15 protein-coding genes are annotated in these 18534 nt (G+C 71.0%); 9 read left to right on the plus strand and 6 right to left on the minus strand.

Features of this window, described 5'->3' with window-relative positions; genetic code table 11:
- Positions 1-65 precede the first annotated feature (65 nt).
- Complete coding sequence (typA, locus tag ABD841_RS03570; protein ID WP_344967771.1) at positions 66-1919, minus strand: translational GTPase TypA; 1854 nt, start codon at positions 1917-1919, stop codon at positions 66-68.
- Between the two features lie 364 nt (positions 1920-2283).
- Here typA and ABD841_RS03575 point away from each other — a divergent pair, with 364 nt between their 5' ends.
- From ABD841_RS03575 to ABD841_RS03585, 3 genes are all read left to right on the plus strand, one after another.
- Positions 2284-3054, plus strand: coding sequence for an alpha/beta hydrolase (locus tag ABD841_RS03575; RefSeq protein ID WP_344967773.1), 771 nt, complete (start codon positions 2284-2286; stop codon positions 3052-3054).
- 76 nt (positions 3055-3130) lie between these two features.
- A complete protein-coding gene (gene pta, locus ABD841_RS03580; RefSeq protein ID WP_344967775.1) occupies positions 3131-5176 on the plus strand; it encodes a phosphate acetyltransferase in 2046 nt (681 codons plus the stop codon).
- Entirely contained in the window at positions 5173-6333 is a 1161-nt protein-coding gene (locus tag ABD841_RS03585) for an acetate/propionate family kinase (protein WP_344967777.1), read from the plus strand. Before pta ends, ABD841_RS03585 begins: the two co-directional genes overlap by 4 nt.
- 222 nt (positions 6334-6555) lie before the next feature.
- Here ABD841_RS03585 and ABD841_RS03590 read toward each other — a convergent pair whose 3' ends face one another.
- Positions 6556-7989, minus strand: a complete 1434-nt coding sequence (locus tag ABD841_RS03590; RefSeq protein WP_344967779.1) for an aldehyde dehydrogenase — start codon at positions 7987-7989, stop codon at positions 6556-6558.
- 426 nt (positions 7990-8415) lie between these two features.
- Here ABD841_RS03590 and ABD841_RS03595 point away from each other — a divergent pair, with 426 nt between their 5' ends.
- Positions 8416-9327: a coiled-coil domain-containing protein gene (locus ABD841_RS03595; RefSeq protein WP_344967781.1), complete on the plus strand. Its 912-nt coding sequence runs from the start codon at positions 8416-8418 to the stop codon at positions 9325-9327.
- 122 nt (positions 9328-9449) lie between these two features.
- Here the strand turns inward: ABD841_RS03595 and ABD841_RS03600 are convergent, their stop codons facing one another.
- The 4 genes from ABD841_RS03600 to ABD841_RS03615 form a co-directional block, all read right to left on the minus strand.
- Positions 9450-9812: a nuclear transport factor 2 family protein gene (locus tag ABD841_RS03600; protein WP_344967783.1), complete on the minus strand. Its 363-nt coding sequence runs from the start codon at positions 9810-9812 to the stop codon at positions 9450-9452.
- Positions 9813-10188: 376 nt separating this feature from the next.
- On the minus strand, positions 10189-11946 hold the full coding sequence (locus ABD841_RS03605) for a serine/threonine protein kinase (RefSeq protein ID WP_344967785.1): 1758 nt from the start codon (positions 11944-11946) through the stop codon (positions 10189-10191).
- Between the two features lie 135 nt (positions 11947-12081).
- Positions 12082-12726 carry a TetR/AcrR family transcriptional regulator gene (locus ABD841_RS03610; protein ID WP_344967787.1) on the minus strand — a complete coding sequence of 215 codons (645 nt, stop codon included), beginning with the start codon at positions 12724-12726 and terminating at the stop codon, positions 12082-12084.
- Between the two features lie 121 nt (positions 12727-12847).
- Positions 12848-13654 carry a helix-turn-helix transcriptional regulator gene (locus ABD841_RS03615; RefSeq protein WP_344967789.1) on the minus strand — a complete coding sequence of 269 codons (807 nt, stop codon included), beginning with the start codon at positions 13652-13654 and terminating at the stop codon, positions 12848-12850.
- A 155-nt stretch (positions 13655-13809) separates the two neighbouring features.
- Between ABD841_RS03615 and ABD841_RS03620 the strand changes: the two genes are divergently transcribed.
- The 5 genes from ABD841_RS03620 to ABD841_RS03640 are packed head-to-tail and all read left to right on the plus strand — an operon-like array spanning position 13810 to position 18481.
- Positions 13810-14808 (plus strand): ABC transporter substrate-binding protein, encoded by a 999-nt coding sequence (locus ABD841_RS03620; protein ID WP_344967791.1) that lies wholly within the window; start codon positions 13810-13812, stop codon positions 14806-14808.
- Entirely contained in the window at positions 14805-15641 is an 837-nt protein-coding gene (locus ABD841_RS03625) for a siderophore-interacting protein (protein ID WP_344967793.1), read from the plus strand. The genes ABD841_RS03620 and ABD841_RS03625 overlap by 4 nt, the downstream gene beginning before the upstream one ends.
- A complete protein-coding gene (locus ABD841_RS03630) occupies positions 15631-16620 on the plus strand; it encodes a FecCD family ABC transporter permease (protein ID WP_344967795.1) in 990 nt (329 codons plus the stop codon). The genes ABD841_RS03625 and ABD841_RS03630 overlap by 11 nt, the downstream gene beginning before the upstream one ends.
- Complete coding sequence (locus ABD841_RS03635; protein ID WP_344967797.1) at positions 16617-17636, plus strand: FecCD family ABC transporter permease; 1020 nt, start codon at positions 16617-16619, stop codon at positions 17634-17636. Before ABD841_RS03630 ends, ABD841_RS03635 begins: the two co-directional genes overlap by 4 nt.
- A complete protein-coding gene (locus tag ABD841_RS03640) occupies positions 17633-18481 on the plus strand; it encodes an ABC transporter ATP-binding protein (protein ID WP_344967799.1) in 849 nt (282 codons plus the stop codon). The genes ABD841_RS03635 and ABD841_RS03640 overlap by 4 nt, the downstream gene beginning before the upstream one ends.
- The last annotated feature ends 53 nt before the right edge of the window (positions 18482-18534 follow it).

The following is an 18534-nucleotide window of genomic DNA, read 5'->3' on the forward strand; positions in this document are numbered from 1 at the left end:
CCGTCGGGTCGCGCCGGGTGAGCCACCCGTGGGGCCCGGCCCCCGGTCCGGGGGCCGGGGGAGGATCAGCTGCCGCGCTTGGCGCGGGCCGCGGTGCGGCCCCGGGTCGCGGCGTCGAGGACGACCTTGCGGATGCGCACCGTCTCGGGCGTGATCTCCACGCACTCGTCATCACGGATGAACTCCAGCGCCTGCTCCAGGGAGAGCAGCCGCGGCGGGATGACCTTCTCGGTCTCGTCCGCCGTGGAGGAGCGCATGTTGGTGAGCTTCTTCTCCTTGGTGATGTTCACGTCCATGTCGTCGGAGCGCGAGTTCTCACCGACGATCATGCCCTCGTACACCTCGGTGCCCGGGGAGACGAACAGCACGCCCCGCTCCTGCAGGTTGAGCATGGCGAACGCGGTCACCGGGCCGGAGCGGTCGGCGACCAGGGAGCCGTTGTTGCGGGTGCGCAGCTCGCCGAACCAGGGCTCGTACGACTCGAACACGTGGTGCGCCAGGCCGGTGCCGCGGGTCTCGGTCAGGAACTCGGTCCGGAAGCCGATCAGACCGCGGGCCGGGACCACGAACTCCATCCGGATCCAGCCGGTGCCGTGGTTGGTCATGTGCTCCATGCGGCCCTTGCGGACGGCCAGGAGCTGGGTGACGGCCCCGAGGTACTCCTCCGGGCAGTCGACGGTCAGGCGCTCGACGGGCTCGTGCACCTTGCCGTCGATCGTCTTGGTGACGACCTGCGGCTTGCCGACGGTCAGCTCGTAACCCTCGCGGCGCATCTGCTCCACCAGGATGGCCAGCGCCAGCTCGCCGCGGCCCTGGACCTCCCAGGCGTCGGGGCGGTCGGTCGGCAGGACGCGCAGCGACACGTTGCCGATGAGCTCCTTGTCGAGGCGGTCCTTGACCATGCGGGCGGTGACCTTGGCGCCCTTGACCTTGCCGACCAGCGGCGAGGTGTTGGTGCCGATGACCATCGAGATGGCGGGCTCGTCCACGGTGATCAGCGGCAGCGGGCGCGGGTCTTCGGGGTCGGCCAGCGTCTCACCGATCATGATGTCCGGGATGCCGGCGATCGCGATGATGTCACCGGGGCCGGCCGACTCGGCGGGCTTGCGCTCCAGCGCCTCGGTCATCAGCAGCTCGGTGATCTTCACCCTCTGGATGGTGCCGTCGGTGCGGCACCAGGCGACCTGCTGGCCCTTGGAGATGGTGCCCTGGTGGACGCGGCAGAGCGCGATCCGGCCCAGGTAGGAGGAGGCGTCGAGGTTGGTGACGTGCGCCTGGAGCGGGGCCGACGGGTCGTAGGTCGGCGCCGGGATCGTCTCCTTGATGGCCTGGAACAGGGGCTCCAGGTCCTCCGAGTCGGGCATCCCGCCGTCCTCGGGGCGGTTCAGCGAGGCGCGGCCGGCCTTGGCCGAGGCGTAGACGATCGGGAAGTCGATCTGCTCCTCGGTGGCGTCCAGGTCCATGAAGAGCTCGTAGACCTCGTCCACGACCTCCTTGATCCGGGCGTCGGGGCGGTCGACCTTGTTGATGCACAGGATGACCGGCATCTTGGCGGCGAGCGCCTTGCGCAGCACGAACCGGGTCTGCGGCAGCGGGCCCTCGGAGGCGTCGACGAGCAGCACGACGCCGTCCACCATCGACAGGCCCCGCTCCACCTCGCCGCCGAAGTCGGCGTGGCCGGGGGTGTCGATGATGTTGAGCGTCATGTCGCCGTGCTTGACCGCGGTGTTCTTCGCGAGAATGGTGATGCCCTTCTCGCGCTCGAGGTCGTTGGAGTCCATGACACGGTCGTCGACGTCCTGGTTGGCGCGGAAGGCGCCGGACTGCCAGAGCATGGCATCCACGAGAGTGGTCTTGCCGTGGTCGACGTGCGCGATGATCGCGATGTTCCGCAGGTCATCGCGGCTGTTCAGAGGCATGATGGAGTCTCACTCTGTGATCGTGGAGGCTGGCCGCGGACGTGCGGCCCCTCCATTTTAGTTGATGTGTGTAATCGCTCTCACGCCCTCGCCGTGGGAAGTGCGCCAATTCACCTCGCCGTCACGCCGGCGCACCGTGCCGGGACGGAGGTGGCCGGACCGGGGCGGCCGCGATCCGCGGTCGACGTGTCGGCGCGGTGACGGTGTGCCGGCGCGGCGGGAGTGAAGGCGTACTGAAGGGTGAAGGCGTGGTGAGGGGTGAAGGTGTGGTGAGGGTGCGCCGGCGCGGCAAGGGGGTGAAGGCGGGCATGTCACGGACGGGCGGGGCATGACCGGCCACCGCGTGATCCCTAAGCTCGGAGGCATGCCGCAGCCCGGACGCACCCCCCTCGCGCCGTCGTTCCCCGTCACGCTCAGGACCGATGACAACGTGCGGATCGACGCCGCGCACACCCCGTCGCGCGGGGCGGAGGACCTCGGGATCGTCCTGGCCCACGGGTTCACCGGCTCGCTCAGGGAGCGTCCGACGCGCCGGATCACCCACGTGCTCAGCGGGTTCGGCGGGGTGGTCTCGTTCGACTTCCGCGGCCACGGCCGCTCCGGGGGCGAGTCGACCGTGGGAGACCGGGAGATCCTCGACCTCGACGCCGCGGTGCGCCACGCGCGGACGATCGGCTACGCCAGGGTGACCGTCGTCGGCTTCTCCATGGGCGGGGCGGTCGCCCTGCGGCACGCCGGGGTGCTGGGCGGGGTGGACGCGGTGGCGGCGGTGAGCGCCCCCGCCCGGTGGTACTACCGGGGGACCCGGCCGATGCGCCAGGTGCACTGGGCGATCGAACGGCCCGCCGGGCGGCTGGCCGCGCGCCTGGGCAAGCGGACACGGATCAAGAAGGGCGCGTGGGATCCGGTGCCGCTGGCGCCGTACGAGGCCGCCGCGCGGATCTCGCCGACGCCGCTGCTGGTGGTGCACGGCGACGCGGACGCGTTCTTCCCGCTCGACCACGCGTACCAGATCCACGGGGCGGCGGCCGAGCCGAAGGAGCTGTGGATCGAGCCCGGATACGGCCACGCGGAGTCGGCGGCCACGCCGGAGCTGATCCGCCGCATCGGGCGGTGGCTCCGCCTCCGGGCCTGACCCCCCGAAGGTGTTTACTCCTGTTGACGGCGGTGATGTGACGGCGGTGCGCCGTGACGGGAAAGGGCAGTTGCGTATGCGGAGCATCTACGTGGCCGGCCTCGGGCGCGGCGATGGCAGACAGATCGTCGAGCTCGGGCTGATGGAGCTGCTCACCCGGCGGGTCGACCGCACCGGGGTGTTCCGGCCGATCACCGGCGTGGGCGAGGACCGGACGCTCGAACTCCTCACGGCCAGATACCGCCCCGCCGCCTCGGCGGCGGGGGTCAGCGCCGAGGACGCCGCGGAGATCTACGCCGAGCTGGGCGCCGAGGAACTCGTCTCCCGGCTGGTCGCCCGCTTCCACACCCTGGAGCGCGAGTGCGACGCGCTGCTGGTGCTGGGCAGTTCCTTCGACACCGACGACCTCCCGCGCGAGCTGGCGTTCAACGCCCGCCTCGCCGCCGAGTTCGGCGCCCCGGTGATCGTGGTGGTGGGCGCGCACGGCGACCGCGCCGAGGAGATCGTCACCGAGATGCGCACCGGCTACCAGGTCTTCTCCGACCTGGGCAGCACGGTGCTCGCGGTGGTGGCCAACCGGGTGCCGGAGGGTGTGGCCATCGAGTGCGACCTGCCGGTGCCCTGCTACGTCATCCCGGAGCACCTCTCGCTGTCGGCGCCGACCGTCGGCCAGGTGGCGCAGGCCGTGGACGCCAAGCTGATCCAGGGCGACGACGACAGCCTCCGCCGCGACGTGCTCGGGTTCGTTTTCGGCGGGGCCACGCTCCCGGTGTTCCTGGAGCATCTGGTGGACGGGGCGCTGGTGATCACCCCGGGTGACCGGTCGGACCTGCTGCTGGTCTCGCTCGCCGCCGAGGCCGCCGGCACGGTCCGGCCGTCCGGGGTGGTGCTGACGGCGGGGGAGGAGCCCCCCGAGTCGGTGCGGGCGCTCACGGCGAGCCTGGCCCCCGGCGTCCCGGTGCTGGCGGCCGAGGCGAACAGCTTCACCGTGGCCACCACCCTCGCCGGGCTGGAGGGAAGGCTCACCGCCGACAACCCCCGAAAGATCGAGACGGCCCTGGGCCACTTCGAGACCCACGTGGACACCGCGGGCCTGGCCGACCGCATCGAGCTGGCCCGGTCCGAGCGGGTCACCCCGATGATGTTCGAGCACACCCTGCTGGAACGGGCGCGGGCCGACCGGCGGCACATCGTCCTGCCGGAGGGGGAGGAGGACCGCATCCTGCGCGCCGCCGACGTCCTCCTGCGGCGCGGCATCGTCGACCTCACCCTCCTGGGCCGCGAGGACGTGGTCCGGCGGCGGATCGGCGACCTCGGCCTGGACCTGGGGGAGGCGGCCGTCGTCGACCCGCTGGTCTCGCCGCTGCGGGAGTCCTTCGCCCGGGAGTACGCCGAGCTGCGGGCGCACAGGGGCATGACCATGGAGCGGGCCATGGACGTCGTCACCGACGTCAACTTCTTCGGCACGATGATGCTCCACCGCGGGCTCGTGCACGGCATGGTCTCCGGCGCCGCACACACCACGGCCGCCACGATCCTGCCCGCCTTCCAGATCATCAAGACGGTTCCGGACACCTCGATCGTCTCCTCGGTGTTCTTCATGTGCCTGGCCGACCGGGTGCTCGTCTACGGCGACTGCGCGGTCAACCCCGACCCGGACGCCGAGCAGCTCGCCGACATCGCGATCTCCTCGGCCCGTACGGCGAAACGGTTCGGGGTCGACCCGAGGATCGCGATGCTCTCCTACTCCACCGGGAAGTCCGGCAGCGGCGCCGACGTCGACAAGGTCCGGGCCGCCACCGCCCTGGTCGCGGAGCGGGCGCCCGACCTGCTGGTGGAGGGGCCGATCCAGTACGACGCCGCGGTCGACGCCCGGGTCGCCGCGGCCAAGCTGCCCGGCTCGCAGGTCGCCGGCCGGGCCACCGTGCTGATCTTCCCCGACCTCAACACCGGCAACAACACCTACAAGGCCGTGCAGCGCTCGGCCGGGGCCGTCGCGGTCGGGCCGGTCCTGCAGGGGTTGCGCAGGCCGGTCAACGACCTGTCGCGCGGAGCCCTGGTCACCGACATCGTCAGCACCGTCGCCATCACCGCCATCCAGGCCCAGGAGGTCGCCTCGTGAGTCGTGTCCTGGTGCTCAACTCCGGGTCCTCCTCCGTGAAGTACCAGCTCCTGTCGGGAGACGAGCGGTTCACCGCGGCCACCGTCGAGCGATCGGCGGCCGGCCTGGTCGAGCGGATCGGCGAGCCCGGATCCCCGGTGCCCGACCACAAGGCGGCGCTGGAGGCCGTGGCCGACCGGCTCGCCGGCGAGGGCCTCGGCCTCGACTCCCCGGAGCTGACCGCGATCGGGCACCGGGTGGTGCACGGCGGCACGACGTTCACCCGGCCCACGCTGATCACCGACGAGGTGGTCGAGCGGATCGAGGAGCTCGTCCCGCTCGCCCCCCTGCACAACCCGGCCAACCTGGCGGGCATCGAGGTCGCCCGGCGGCTCCGTCCCGACCTGCCTCAGGTCGCCGTCTTCGACACCGCCTTCCACGCCACCATCCCCCCGGCCGCGGCCACGTACGCGATCGACCGTGAGGTGGCCGCGCGGCTGGGCGTGCGGCGCTACGGCTTCCACGGCACCTCCCACGCCTACGTCTCGCGCGAGGCGGCCCGGCTCGCGGGCGGGCCGGAGGCCAACGTGATCGTCCTGCATCTCGGCAACGGCGCCAGCGCCTCCGCGGTCTCCGCCGGGCGGTGCGTCGACACCTCCATGGGCATGACCCCGCTGGAGGGGCTCGTCATGGGTACCCGCAGCGGCGACCTGGATCCGGCGGCCATCCTCCATCTCGGCCGCGCGGGAGGGATGTCGCTCGACGAGATCGACGATCTCCTCAACCGCCGCAGCGGCATGCTCGGCCTCTGCGGCGACAACGACATGCGCACCGTGACGGCGCGGGTGGCCGCCGGAGACCCGGACGCCGAGCTGGCCCTGTCGGTCTACTGCCACCGGCTCCGCAAGTATGTCGGCGCCTACTACGCGGTCCTCGGCACGGTCGACGTCATCGCCTTCACCGGGGGCGTGGGGGAGAACTCCGCGCAGGTCAGGGCGCTGGCGCTGGCCGGTCTGGAAGCCCTCGGCATCCGCGTCGACCCCGACCGCAACGCGCGGAACGAACGGCTCGTCTCCGCCGACGGCTCCGCCGTCAAGGTCGCGGTGATCCGCACGGACGAGGAGTTCGAGATCGCCCGCCAAACTCTTGAGGTCGTATCTCGAACCAACGGCGGATAATACTCGTCTACTTACAGCGGATGGATGAGAACCGCCGGGAGAAGTCCAGGGGACACGGATCGTCACGCGGCGATTTCCGTGGGACATACTTCGCGTAGTCGAGCGGCGGCCCAGCGTCGCGGGGGCGCGCTGGGTCGCCCGTCCACCCACGGGCGTGCTCGTACGGCTCGGGCCGAGCCGTACGAGCACACCTCGCCCGGCCGCGGCCGGACATCGACGTGATCAGCCCATGCGGGCGATCGACTTGTACTCCAGGAAGGACGCCAGCCCCTCGGGGCCCAGCTCGCGGCCGAGGCCGCTGCTCTTGTAGCCGCCGAAGGGCGAGCTGTTCTCGATCATGAAGAGGTTGACGCCGTAGGTGCCGGTGCGTACCTGGCGGGCCACCTCCATGCCGTGCTCGGTGTCGGCGGTCCAGACCGTCCCGGCCAGGCCGTAGTCGCTGTCGTTGGCGATCCGGATCGCGTCGGCCTCGTCCTCGTACGGGATCACCGCCAGGACCGGGCCGAAGATCTCCTCGCGGGCGATGCGCATCTCGTTGGTCGCCCCGGCGAAGACGGTCGGGGCGACGTACCAGCCGCGGTCGTAGGGGCGCTCCAGGCCGCCCACGACGGGCTTGGCGCCCTCGTCGATACCGATCTTGATGTAGTTCTCCACGCGCTCCTGCTGTCGCTTGGCGACCAGGGGGCCGATGCCCGTGGCCGGGTCGGCCGGGTCGCCCACCGGCATGCCCCGGACCATCGACGCGACCGCGTCCACGACCTCTTCGTAACGGTTCCGGGAGGCCAGGATGCGGGTCTGGGCGACGCAGGCCTGGCCGTTGTTCATCAGCGAGGCGATCGACAGGAAGCCCATCGCGGAGGGCAGGTCGCAGTCGTCCAGGATGATCGCGGCGGACTTGCCCCCGAGCTCCAGGGTGCAGCGCTTCAGCTGCTCGCCGCAGATCGCCGCGATGCGGCGTCCGGCGGCGGTGGAGCCGGTGAAGGCGACCTTGTCCACGCCCGGGTGGGAGACCAGGTGCTCGCCCGCCTCGCGCCCGGCGGCGACGATGTTGACGACGCCGTCCGGGATGCCCGCCTCTTTGACCATTTCGGCCAGCAGGTACGCGTCGAGAGGGGTCTCGGGCGCGGGTTTGATCACGAGCGTGCAGCCCGCGACGAGAGCGGGGGCCAGCTTGATCATGATGACGAACTGCGGGACGTTCCACGGCACCACCGCGGCGACCACGCCGACCGGCTCGCGGCGGACGACCACGGGTCCGAAGGTGCCGGGCCGCTCCTCCTCGACGGGGAACGTCGCGCCGAGCCCGGCGTAGTACTGCAGCATGCCGAGGGGTTGGGGGGCCTGCGCCATCTGGGAGAAAGTGATCGGGGAGCCCATCTCCAGTGTGATGATCTCGGCCATCTCCGCCTGGCGGCTCGCGTAGATCTCGGCGAGCTTGCCGACGACGGCCGCGCGCTCCGCCATCGTCATCCGGGGCCATGGCCCGTGGTCGAACGCCTGGCGGGCGGCGGCCACCGCCCGGTCCATGTCGGCGGCGGTGCCGTCGGGGACCCGGCCGACGATCTCCTCGGTGTGGGGGGAGACGACGTCGATGGTGCCGGTGCCCGCGGGGGCCACCCAGTCGCCCCCGATGAAGAGCGTGTCGTGCTGGCGCATGATGTGTTGCCTCCTGGTGGGCGGGCCAGAGTCAGTACTTGAGCGAATGCTTGCTTGATGCCATGTGGACAAGTGTCATCCGAGGGGTGGGACGCCACAAGCCCTACCGCTGGTTGAGACCGAATCATGTTCTGTCCGGGATGGCAAGGTCCGCCGGGGATGGCGCCGGGGCTGGGTCCCGGCAGGGCCGGGGGAGGGGGCGCCGATAGTGCCGACACCCGCTACCGCAGGCGACTCCGGTGACGGTATGTGCGAGGATTGACAAGAGTTGCTGTTGTGATATGTCAGGCAATATTTACTTAAAACACCCAAACTGGCGGATAGTTCGTCAATAGTGCGTGAGTTCTCTTGTTCCGGTGGCGAGCATCAAGATCGTCTTCTATAGTTTCGCTCCGTCCACGAGGGGGCTCTGGAGGTGAGCGAAGCGTGAGACCGGCTCGCTCAGCGATGCTGCTCGCCGTGATCGCCGGACTGGTCCTGTCCCCGGCCGTCGCCGGGGCCGCCCCCCAGTCCACCGCCGTACTCAACCCCGAGGCCGAGCTGAAGAAGCTGACCCTCGAAGCCAAGAAACTCAACGAGCGCTATCGCGGCCAGGTCCAGAGCCTGGAGGAGACCCGCGTCCAGGCGAGCAAGGCCACCGCGAACGCCAAGAGCCTGAAGAGGGCCCTGGCCAACGCCGAGACCGACATCGTGCGCTTCGCCCAGACCACCTACATGGGCGGCCCCCTCGACGGCGCCAACCTGCTCAGCTTCCAGGGCGACGCCTCCCTCGCCCTCAGCCAGGCCGCCACCATGTCCTACCTGGCCAGCCAGCGCGCCACCCAGCTCAATCGGGTCAAGGACCTCATCAAGCGCGCCGAGACCGCGGAGAAGACCGCCGAAGAGAAGATCGTCAAGCTCAAGAAGGACATCGCCGACCTCAAGAAGCAGCGGGCCCGCATCGAGAAGCTCCTGGCCAAGTACGGCTTCCAGACCCCCAGCGGCAACGGGGGCCTGACCCCCCGCACGGTCACCATGCGCAACCTGGTGCTGCAGAGCTTTCCCATGCCCTACGGCTACGGCTGCCTGCGCCCCGGCGACCCCGGCGACCACGGCAGCGGCCGGGCCTGCGACTTCATGATGAGCACCGGCGGCCGCGTCCCCACCGCGGAAGCCCTGGAACGTGGCAACCGCCTCGCCCAGTGGGCCATCGACAACGGCAACCGCCTCGGCGTCATGTACATCATCTGGCAGCAGAAGTACTACGACGTGCGCACCGGCGCCGGCTGGCGGATGATGTCCGACCGCGGCGGCAACACCGCCAACCACATCGACCACGTGCACATCTCGATGTTCTGAACCGGTAGGTCGCTGACCTGCGGTGATCCCGTCACGGATGGTTCTCGGGGCACATCCGGGGCACATCGGCCCGTCGCCCACGCGTCCTCGACGGCCTGCCTCATGCGGTCCTCGCCGGAGCCCTAGACCGCGTAGACGGGGGCGAGGTCGACGAATATGCGGTAGTCCGTGATCAGGCCGTCGTCACGGGTGCGCCAGATCGATACGGCTACGACGCTGACATCCTTGCCGTCGAGCCGCCGGTAGGTCACCTCCGTCTCGGCGATGATGTCGGCGTCCACCTGCCAGTTCCTGACGATCCGGTGCCGCAGGCCGCCGATGGTGGAGAAGAACGCCCGCAACCCGGCGGCGATGGCCTCGCGTCCCGCCATCGGCTCGGCATTGCCGAACACCAGCGTGGCGTCCTCGGCCAGCAACCGCACGAACCCGCCGGGGTCGAACGAGTCGACTGACTGGAAAACGCGGCGCACCACATCGTCGGTCATGCCGATCCTTCCTCACACGGTCGGGATCACTGGTGGGGACGATACGGGGCGAAGGGCGACGCGCAACTATCGCCAAGGTGGGTATCTCATCGCCGCAAGGCTCGCCGAAGTTCTCCGAACCTGTGGCGTGGCATCGTGGTCGGGCCCGGCGCGGTGGCCATTCGGAATCACTCAGATCGAGGAGGGCAGGGCGCATCCAGGGCACATGGGCACGAAAAAGCGCGAAACGATGAGAACCCGCGAACGCCGGAAGCGCGGCTCGGCAGGGGCGTCAGGTGATCACCACAGGCCGGCCGTCACGACGGATCAGATCCCGATCGTCTGGGCGGCCGGGCTTCCGGCCCGTGGAAACGGCGCCCGGGAAGGTGCCGCCCCGTCAGGACGACGTGCAGGTGGTCCCCTCCGCCCGGACGTTCGGGTGGCCGGGGTAAGCCCACTGGCACACGTTCGCCATGTTGACCGGCGTCCCACCGGGGCCGTAGCACCAGTAGTTGCCCGGGCCGCCCCCGACGCCGACGTATCCCTGACTCCGGCAGTAGCCGTTCATGTCGCTCGCGGACACGGTTCCGAGCACCTTCGGGCCCGGAGGCTGTTCTCGTCCGCCTGATCGTGGCTGCTCCTCCGGGTCCGATGGCGGCGGCTCCTCCGCGTTCGACGGGGATGGCTGCCTCCCCGCGTCCGACGGTGAGGGTGGGTTCCCCGTGTCCGATGGTGAGGGCCGCTTCCCGGACGCCGAAGGCCTCGCGCGCTCCGGGGCCGGCGTGTCGTCCGGGCGTTGCGGGCTCTGCCGCCCGGTGTCGGCCTTCGGGGTTTTCCGGGGCCGGGCGGACGGTGATTCGGTCTGGCCCGCCGTGGTGTCGGCCGGGCTGGGCGGCGCCGGGGTGTCACCGGAGGGCGGTCCGGAACGCGGCACCCGTGACGCGTTGAAGTCGCCCCCTCCCCGGTCGGAGGGGACGACGGAGTAGACGATGCCCAGAGCCGCGAGCAGGGTGAGGACCGCGGCGCCGGCCAGGGCGGAAGAGCGGTGGCGTCCGACGCCGCCGACCGGTGTCCGGTCCTCCCCGTCTCCGTGGCCCGCCCCGTCGCCGGGCTCGCTGACCGGCGGGTTTCCGGTTTTCCGGGCCGGACCGGGTGGGCCGGTCTGCCGGGCGGGGCCGGGTGGATCGCTTTGCCGGGCCGGACCGGGTGGGCCGGTCTGCCAGGACGGGCCGGGCAGGCCGCGCAGGCCGTCCACGACCGCCGCGGCGGTGGGCCGCCGGGCCGGGTCCTTGGCCAGGCAGGCGCGGACGATGGCGCCGAGCCGCCCGTCCAGCCCGTCGAGGTCCGGCTGGTCCTGGAGGATCGACCGCATGACCGCGGGGATCGAGTCACCGCCGAAGGCCCTTCTCCCGGTGGCGGCGAAGACCATGGTCGCCCCCCAGGCGAACAGGTCGACCGCGGGCCCGGTCCCGTCACCCGCGATCTGCTCGGGCGCCATGTAGCCGGGGCTGCCCACGACCTGGCTGGTGATGATCGACCGGCTGGCGTCCAGTGCCCGGGCGATCCCGAAGTCGATCACCACCGGGCCGTCCGGGCCGAGCAGGACGTTGCCCGGCTTGAAGTCCCGGTGGACCACACCCGCCTGATGGATCGCGGCCAGCGCCGTCGCGGTGTTGAGCGCCAGCCGTTCCAGCGCCGCCCCGCTGCGCGGGCCGGTGTCGCGCACCGACTCCTGCAGTGACGGCCCGTCCACGAATTCGCTGACTATGTAGGGTTGCTCGTTCACGAAACCGCTGTCGAGCACTTTCGCCGTGCAGAACAGGGCCACCCGCTTGGCGATTTCGACCTCGCGCAGAAAGCGGGCCCGGGCCGTTTCGTCGATGGCCAGGTGCGGGTGGAGCAGCTTTATCGCCACTCGCCGCCCCGGGGCCGCGCTACCCACGTAAACCGTGCCCTGACCGCCGACGCCGAGCCGGCCCTCAAGACGGTACGGCCCCACCGCTTTCACATCCGAGGGCAGCAGAGTCACCCACTCGGGCACATGTCCTCCAGCGTCGAACGGGCGGGATCCTGGCTGTGGCCACCCTCTGAACGGCGGTTGCGCGGGGCCCGGCGCACAGCGGCGGTGGGACCACGGCCGTACCTCGTCTCTCACGAAGGTCGTGCTCGGAGAGCAAATAGACAGTATCGTCTTTTTGAAATGGGCAACAGGCCGTAGACGCGCCGAGTCCGTCGACGGAGCGGATCCGAAGCCACGAGCCCGCCGGTGGAGCGGCCCCGGCCCCTCGGGTCAGGCGCGGCCCGTGCCCGCGCCGAAGGCGCCGCAGTCCCAGAGGGTGCGGACATGGGCGATCAGCTGGGGGGCCACGGCGCGCAGCCCCGCACGGTCGTTCTCCGCGACCGGGATCGTGACGAGAGCGCTGGTGGCGGCGACGAGCATGCGGCAGGTCAGCAGGCCCTGATCGTCGGTGATCCCCAGGGCGTCGGCGTAGAAGGAGGCCATGAACGCGTTGAGCTCGCGGCGACGGGCTACGGCCTCCGGGCCTGCGGCGTAGACCTCGACCAGGTAGACGCGGGTGTAGGGCCACTCCGCCTCGAGTGCTTCGAGGTAGACGGTGACGGCCCGCTCGTAGCCTTCCATCGGGTCACCGCCCGTGCCGGATGTCTCGATCGCACCCATGACCCGTTTGAAGAGCAGCTCACACGCATGGTCGAAGGCGGCCATGAAGCAGTCGAGTTTGGAGTCGAACAGCCGGTAGAAGCTCAGGCGCGACACCCGGGCGCGTTTGAGGACGTCTTCGACGGAGGTGGCGACATACCCCTTCTCCGCCATGACCTCGGCCATCGCCCGGCAGAGGCGCTCGCGCTGCAGCCGCTCCACCTCTTCGGGCGGCAACGCGTTCCGCCCTCGGGGCAACCGGTACGAGCTCGACATTCACTCACCTTAGAGCAGCCGGACATCTCCCCGGCGCCCCGCGTATCCGGGTACGGCGTCGCGCGGCCGGGTGGCGATCGGCCGGGTGACCTGCCGGGTCAGGAGCGTCGCGTCCCGGGCATCAGGCCGGGTCGGTCTCGCGGAGGGCGTACCGGCCGGGCGTGCACCCGTACTCCTTCGCGAAGGCGGCGATGAAGGCCGAAGGGGTCGCGTATCCGACGCGGCGGGCGACCTCGGCCACCGGCTGGGTCTCCAGCAGCACCCGGGACGCGCGCAGGCGCAGCTGGGTACGCCACCGGGAGTAGGGCATGCCGAACTCGCGCACGAAGTCGCGCTGCAGCGTCTTGACGCTGGTGTGCAGTCGTTCGGCCCATTCGTCGAGGCGGGCGGGGTCGCCGGGGTCGTGCATCAGCATGCGGGCGACCGTCATCGCGAAGCCGGTGCCGGTGGCGTGGTGGCCGACGAACTCCCGGGTCGACGCGCCGAGCCCGGCCATGATGCGCCGGCGGGCGGCGAGCGCCTCGTGCTCGTCGTACCCCGGCCGGGCGATCGCCTGGACGAGCCGCGCCGCCTCGTCGTCGATGGACACCGGGCCGGCGCGCAGCCCGGCGAGCGTGGCGGGCACCTCGCGCAGGCAGACCCGGTACACGGTCTGCCGGTCCGCCGCGTGTACCTCATGGCTCACGGCGCGATGGACCCAGAACGCCTCCTTCGGTCCCACGAACTGCGCCTCGGTGCCATGCCTGGTCGAGAGCACCCCGTCGGGTGACCAGTAGAACTGGTGCAGGAAGTCCTGCCGGCTCTCGCCGAATTCGAGCACGGCCGCCGCTCGGTACCTGAGAACGAGGATGCCGGTGGGCCGGCCCAGACCGTAGCCGTACTCCTCGCACCGCAGCGGGTCCTTCCCGAGGTGGTGTGCGACCGCCACAGAGTGACTCCTCATCGACATCGGATGGCCTCCCGGCGACATCGGAAAAGCCTTAGGTAAGGGTAGCCTAAGCTCACTTTGTTGATGAGACCGGCTCATCCTTCCGCCCCCGAAACATTCTGAACCACTCTGAACCACCCTGAAGGAACACGTTCATGTCCTCTCGACGGCCCTGGCGTCTCGCCGGCGCTCTGGCTCTCACGCTCGCTCTGGTGGCCGGCTGCGGTTCCACCGACACCGGCGAGAAATCCGGTGCCGCGGTCGCGACGCGCGTCTTCGCCGCCGACAACGGCGACGTCACGATCCCCGTCGACCCCAAGCGCGTCGTCGCGACCGGATACGCGGTGCCGGCGCTCATCGAGGCCGACGCCGCCCTGGTCGGCGTCTCCACCTGGAAACGCGGTCTGGCGCTGATGACCGACGAAGACCTCGCGACGTACAACGGCCTCGCCAAGGTCGCGGGCGAGACGGCCGCCGAGACCAACTACGAGGCCATCGCCGCCGCCAAGCCGGACCTGATCGTCATCGGCGTCCCGCGGCCGGTGCTCGCGGACATCGACATGGACCGGCTGAAGTCCATCGCCCCCGTCGTCGCCATCGGCCCGACCTCTCCCTCCGCGTGGCGCGAGCTGTCGCGGCGCCAGTCCGACGCCGCGGGCCGCCTCAGCGCCTTCGAGGCCACCAAGGCCGAGTACGAGAGGAAGGCGGCCGGGCTCGCCGCCAAGTACAAGGACGCGCTCGCCGGCGTGGACTTCGGTCACGTGGGCTCCTACGGCGAGATCGCCAAGGGAACGTTCCACCGCGAGTTCGCCGGGTCGTGGGGCACCAACATCGCCCAGGACGTCGGCGTCACCTACTACGGCCAGGTCAAGAAGAAGGGCGGCGGAGGGCTCGACGTCTCGGAGTACCCCTCGATCGAGGAACTGCCCAAGAGCCTCGGCGACGCCGACGCCGTCACGTACTCGCTGAACCCCGACGGTTCGGTGAGCGAGGCGGTGCAGTACGTGCTCGACTCCAAGCTGTGGAAGAACCTGCCCGCGGTCAAGGCCGGAAAGGTCTTCCCGCTGCGGTACACCGAGGCGGTGACGTACAGCTCGGGGCTCAGGACGCTGGACGCGATCGACCAGGCGTTCGCGCCGCTGCTCGACCGGTGAGCGCCGCTGCCCGGCCGATGAACGCCGACCGCCACGACCCGCGGGGCCGCGTCGCCTCCCACCACCGGACCGGGAGCGGCACGGTGCGCATCGGATATCCGATCGGGGTCCGCACCGTCCCGGTCCTCGCGCGGGAGTACGTGACCCCGCGCATGGTGCGGCTGACCCTCGGAGGCCCGGGACTCGACGGATTCCACACCTACCAGGCCGACGATCACATCAAAATCGTCTTCCCCGATCCGGACGGCACGCGCCGCGACCCGGTCGCCAACGACGACCTGACCCTCGACTGGCCGAAGCCGCCGCCCGCGACACGGAAGTACACCGTGCGACGGTTCGACGCCGGCGCCCGCGAGCTCGACCTGGACATCGTGCTCCACGAGGGCGGGATCGCGTCGGCGTGGGCGGCCTCCGTCAAGGTGGGTGACGAGGTGACGATCGCCGGCCCACCCGGGGCCAAGGCCTTCCCCCACACCTACGACCACTACGTCTTCGCGGTCGACACCACCGCGCTGCCGGCCGTCGCACGCTGGCTGGAGGAGTCCCCGGCCGACGTCTCGGCCCATGTCGTGATCGAGACCGACGACGCCGCCGAACAGGGGTACCCGCTCGCGCCACGCGACGGGGTGGAGGTCGTCTGGCTCGTCCGCGAGGGCACACGTTCCTCGCTCGCGGCGACAGTGCGGTCCCTGCCCCTGCCCGCGGAGCGGACTTTCCTGTTCGCGGCCGGCGAGGCGGGCGACATCAGACCGCTGCGCCCGTGGAGCGCGGGGCGGCTCGACTCGCTGTTCACCGGCTACTGGAAGCGCGGAGTCGCCGGGCTTGAAGACTGACCTTCCGAGGCGGAGCGCGATCCTCGTCGCGTCCGCCGCCCTGCTCGTCGTCGTGGCGGGTGCCGGTGTGAGCATCGGGGCCCACACGGTCGCACCGGCCGAGATCTGGCGTGCCTTCGCCGACTACGCCGGCACGGACGATCACCTGATCGTCCGTGAGGTCCGCGTGCCGCGCGTGATCCTCGGCATCTGCGTCGGCGCCGCCCTCGGCGCCTCGGGCACGCTCGTCCAGACGCTGACGCGTAACCCGCTGGCCGAACCCGGCCTCCTGGGGGTGACCGCCGGGGCCGGCTTCGCGATCAACATGGGTGGCGCACTGGGTCTCGCGGCGTCGCAGTTCGCGCAACTGGGTCTCGCGTTCGCCGGCTCCGTACTCTCGGCGCTGGTGGTCTACGCCGTCGGCCGGACCTCCCCGCTGCGGCTCGTCCTCGCCGGCATCGCCCTCACCTCCGTTCTCGCGGGCCTCTCACTGGGCATGCGCCTCCTGTTCCCCGAGGTTCTCGACCAGTTCCGTTTCTGGTCCGTCGGGTCGCTGGCCGGCCGTGAGCAGGTCTCCCTCACCGTCCCGCTGCTGGTGATCGCCCTCGCCCTGATCGGCACCATGGCCGTGACCAGGCCGCTGAACGCCCTGGTCCTGGGCGAGCAGGTCGCCCAGGCGCTCGGCGGCCACACCGTGCGGACCAGGCTCGGCGTCCTCGTGCTCGTCACCCTGCTCGCCGGCGCCGCCACGGCCGTGGCCGGACCGGTCGCCTTCGTGGGCCTCATGGTCCCGCATCTGGCCCGCCGGGCGGCCGGGGGGTCGGTGCCCTGGCTCATGGCCCACACGATGGTGCTGGGGCCGATCCTGCTGCTGGTCTCCGACATCGCATCGCGCGTCCTGCTGCCGACGGGTGAGGTCCCCGTGGGCGTCGTCACCGCCTTCCTCGGCGGCCCGGTGCTCATCTGGGCCGTCCGGCGCTACGGGGCGGTGTCCTTGTGAGCGCCGTCGTGCTGCGTGCCGGCTCGTACTCGGTCAGGATCGAGCGGCGAACGATTCTGACGTCGGCCGCGCTGCTCGCCGTCGCGCTGGTCCTCGCCGTCCTCGGCCTCTGCCACGGTGCCTCCTGGGCCACGCCGGCGGAGGTGTTCTCGGCGCTCGCCGGTCACGGGGACTCGGCCCTGGTGATCAGGGAGTGGCGGCTGCCCCGCGTGACCGCCGCGCTCGTCTTCGGCGCCGCGCTGGGGCTCGCCGGGGCGACCTTCCAGAACCTCACGCGTAACTCCCTCGGCAGCCCGGATGTCATCGGCCTCGACGCGGGCGCCTACACCGGCGCGCTGTTCGCGATCACGGTGCTGGGCGGAACCGCCGCGCAGCTCGCCGTGGGCTCGGTGGCGGGCGGGCTGCTGGCCGCGGCGGTCATCTATCTCCTGTCGCTGAACTCCGGGCTCAGCGGCCTGCGGCTGGTCGTCATCGGGATCGCCGTGAACGCCATCCTGACCGCGGTCAACTCCTGGATCGTGCTGCGCGCGGAGCTTGAGGTCGCGATCGCCGTGACCGGATGGAGCGCGGGTTCGCTGAACGGTGTCGACTGGGACGAAGTACGTCTGCCGTTTCTCATCATCGGCGCGCTCACGCTGCTGCTCGTCACGCTGTCGCACGCCATGCACCAGGCCGCGCTCGGCGACGAGATCGCCGTCACGTCGGGCGTGGGCCTGAACCGGCACCGGCTCCTGATCGTCCTGGCCGGCGTCGGCTGCACCGCCACCGTGACGGCGGTCGCCGGGCCGATCGCGTTCGTCGCACTCGCCGCGCCGCAGATCGGCCGCCGGCTCGCCGGCTCGGCCGGTGTGGCTCTCCTGCCCGCGGCGCTGACCGGCGCGGTGCTGCTCTCGGCCGCCGATCTCGTCGCGCAGATGCTGCTGGCCCCGATCGCGCTGCCGGTCGGTGTCGTGACGACCGTGATCGGCGGGTGTTACCTCATCTGGCTGCTCTTCAAGGAAGTGAAGCGACCGTGACAGCGCGCCTGTCCGCCCAGGACATCACCCTCACCTACGGTGACCGGGTGGTGTCGACGCGCGTGAGCCTCGATGTCCCCGACGGCGCGTTCACCGCCATCGTCGGCGCCAACGGGTGCGGGAAGTCGACGCTCCTGCGTGCCCTCGTCCGGCTGCTCAAGCCCACGGCCGGAGCGGTGCGCTTCGACGGCCGTGACATGACCGACTACAAGCCGAAGGCCATCGCCCGGGAGATCGGCTTCCTGCCCCAGGGTCTCGTCGCTCCGGAGAACATCGTCGCGAGGCGGCTCGTCGCCCGTGGCCGTTATCCGCACCAGTCGCTGCTGTCCACCTGGTCCGCCGAGGACGAGCGCGCCGTGAACGAGGCCATGGCGGCGGCCGGTGTCGCGGACCTGGCCGAGCGGCCGGTCGAGGAACTGTCCGGAGGACAGCGTCAACGCGTGTGGGTCGCGATGGTGCTGGCCCAGGAGACGCGTTACCTCCTGCTGGACGAGCCCACGACGTTCCTCGACATCACGCACCAGTACGAGCTGCTCGGCCTGTTCGCGCGCCTGCGCGACGAGGGCCGCACCGTCGTCGCGGTCCTGCACGACATCAACCAGGCCTGCCGGTACGCCGACCACCTCGTGACCATGAAGGACGGTCGCATCGTCGCCGAGGGAGCGCCCGCCGACATCGTCGACGCGGAACTCATCCGGCAGGTCTTCGACCTGCCGAGCATCGTCGTGCCCGACCCGGTGACCGGCACCCCCATGGTGGTACCGACGTGCGGCCCCCGCGCGGCGCAGGACCGGGGCGGGGAGCCGGCCCCGCTGCCCGCCGACCCGGTCGCGGCGCCGTCCTGAGCCGCGGCAGTGGTTTGCAAGGGGGTTCCAAGCCTCTACCCCTGTACTGGTTC

It is taken from the genome of Streptosporangium fragile, from assembly GCF_039534445.1.
In the GTDB taxonomy this organism is placed as follows: domain Bacteria; phylum Actinomycetota; class Actinomycetes; order Streptosporangiales; family Streptosporangiaceae; genus Streptosporangium; species Streptosporangium fragile.

What these genes read in the sequence shown, in the direction of transcription:
- typA (WP_344967771.1), bottom strand. Translation starts at nt 1,919, where the DNA reads ATGCCTCTGAACAGCCGCGATGACCTGCGGAACATCGCGATCATCGCG.
- ABD841_RS03575 (WP_344967773.1), top strand. Translation starts at nt 2,284, where the DNA reads ATGCCGCAGCCCGGACGCACCCCCCTCGCGCCGTCGTTCCCCGTCACG.
- pta (WP_344967775.1), top strand. Translation starts at nt 3,131, where the DNA reads ATGCGGAGCATCTACGTGGCCGGCCTCGGGCGCGGCGATGGCAGACAG.
- ABD841_RS03590 (WP_344967779.1), bottom strand. Translation starts at nt 7,989, where the DNA reads ATGCGCCAGCACGACACGCTCTTCATCGGGGGCGACTGGGTGGCCCCC.
- ABD841_RS03600 (WP_344967783.1), bottom strand. Translation starts at nt 9,812, where the DNA reads ATGACCGACGATGTGGTGCGCCGCGTTTTCCAGTCAGTCGACTCGTTC.
- ABD841_RS03610 (WP_344967787.1), bottom strand. Translation starts at nt 12,726, where the DNA reads ATGTCGAGCTCGTACCGGTTGCCCCGAGGGCGGAACGCGTTGCCGCCC.
- ABD841_RS03620 (WP_344967791.1), top strand. Translation starts at nt 13,810, where the DNA reads ATGTCCTCTCGACGGCCCTGGCGTCTCGCCGGCGCTCTGGCTCTCACG.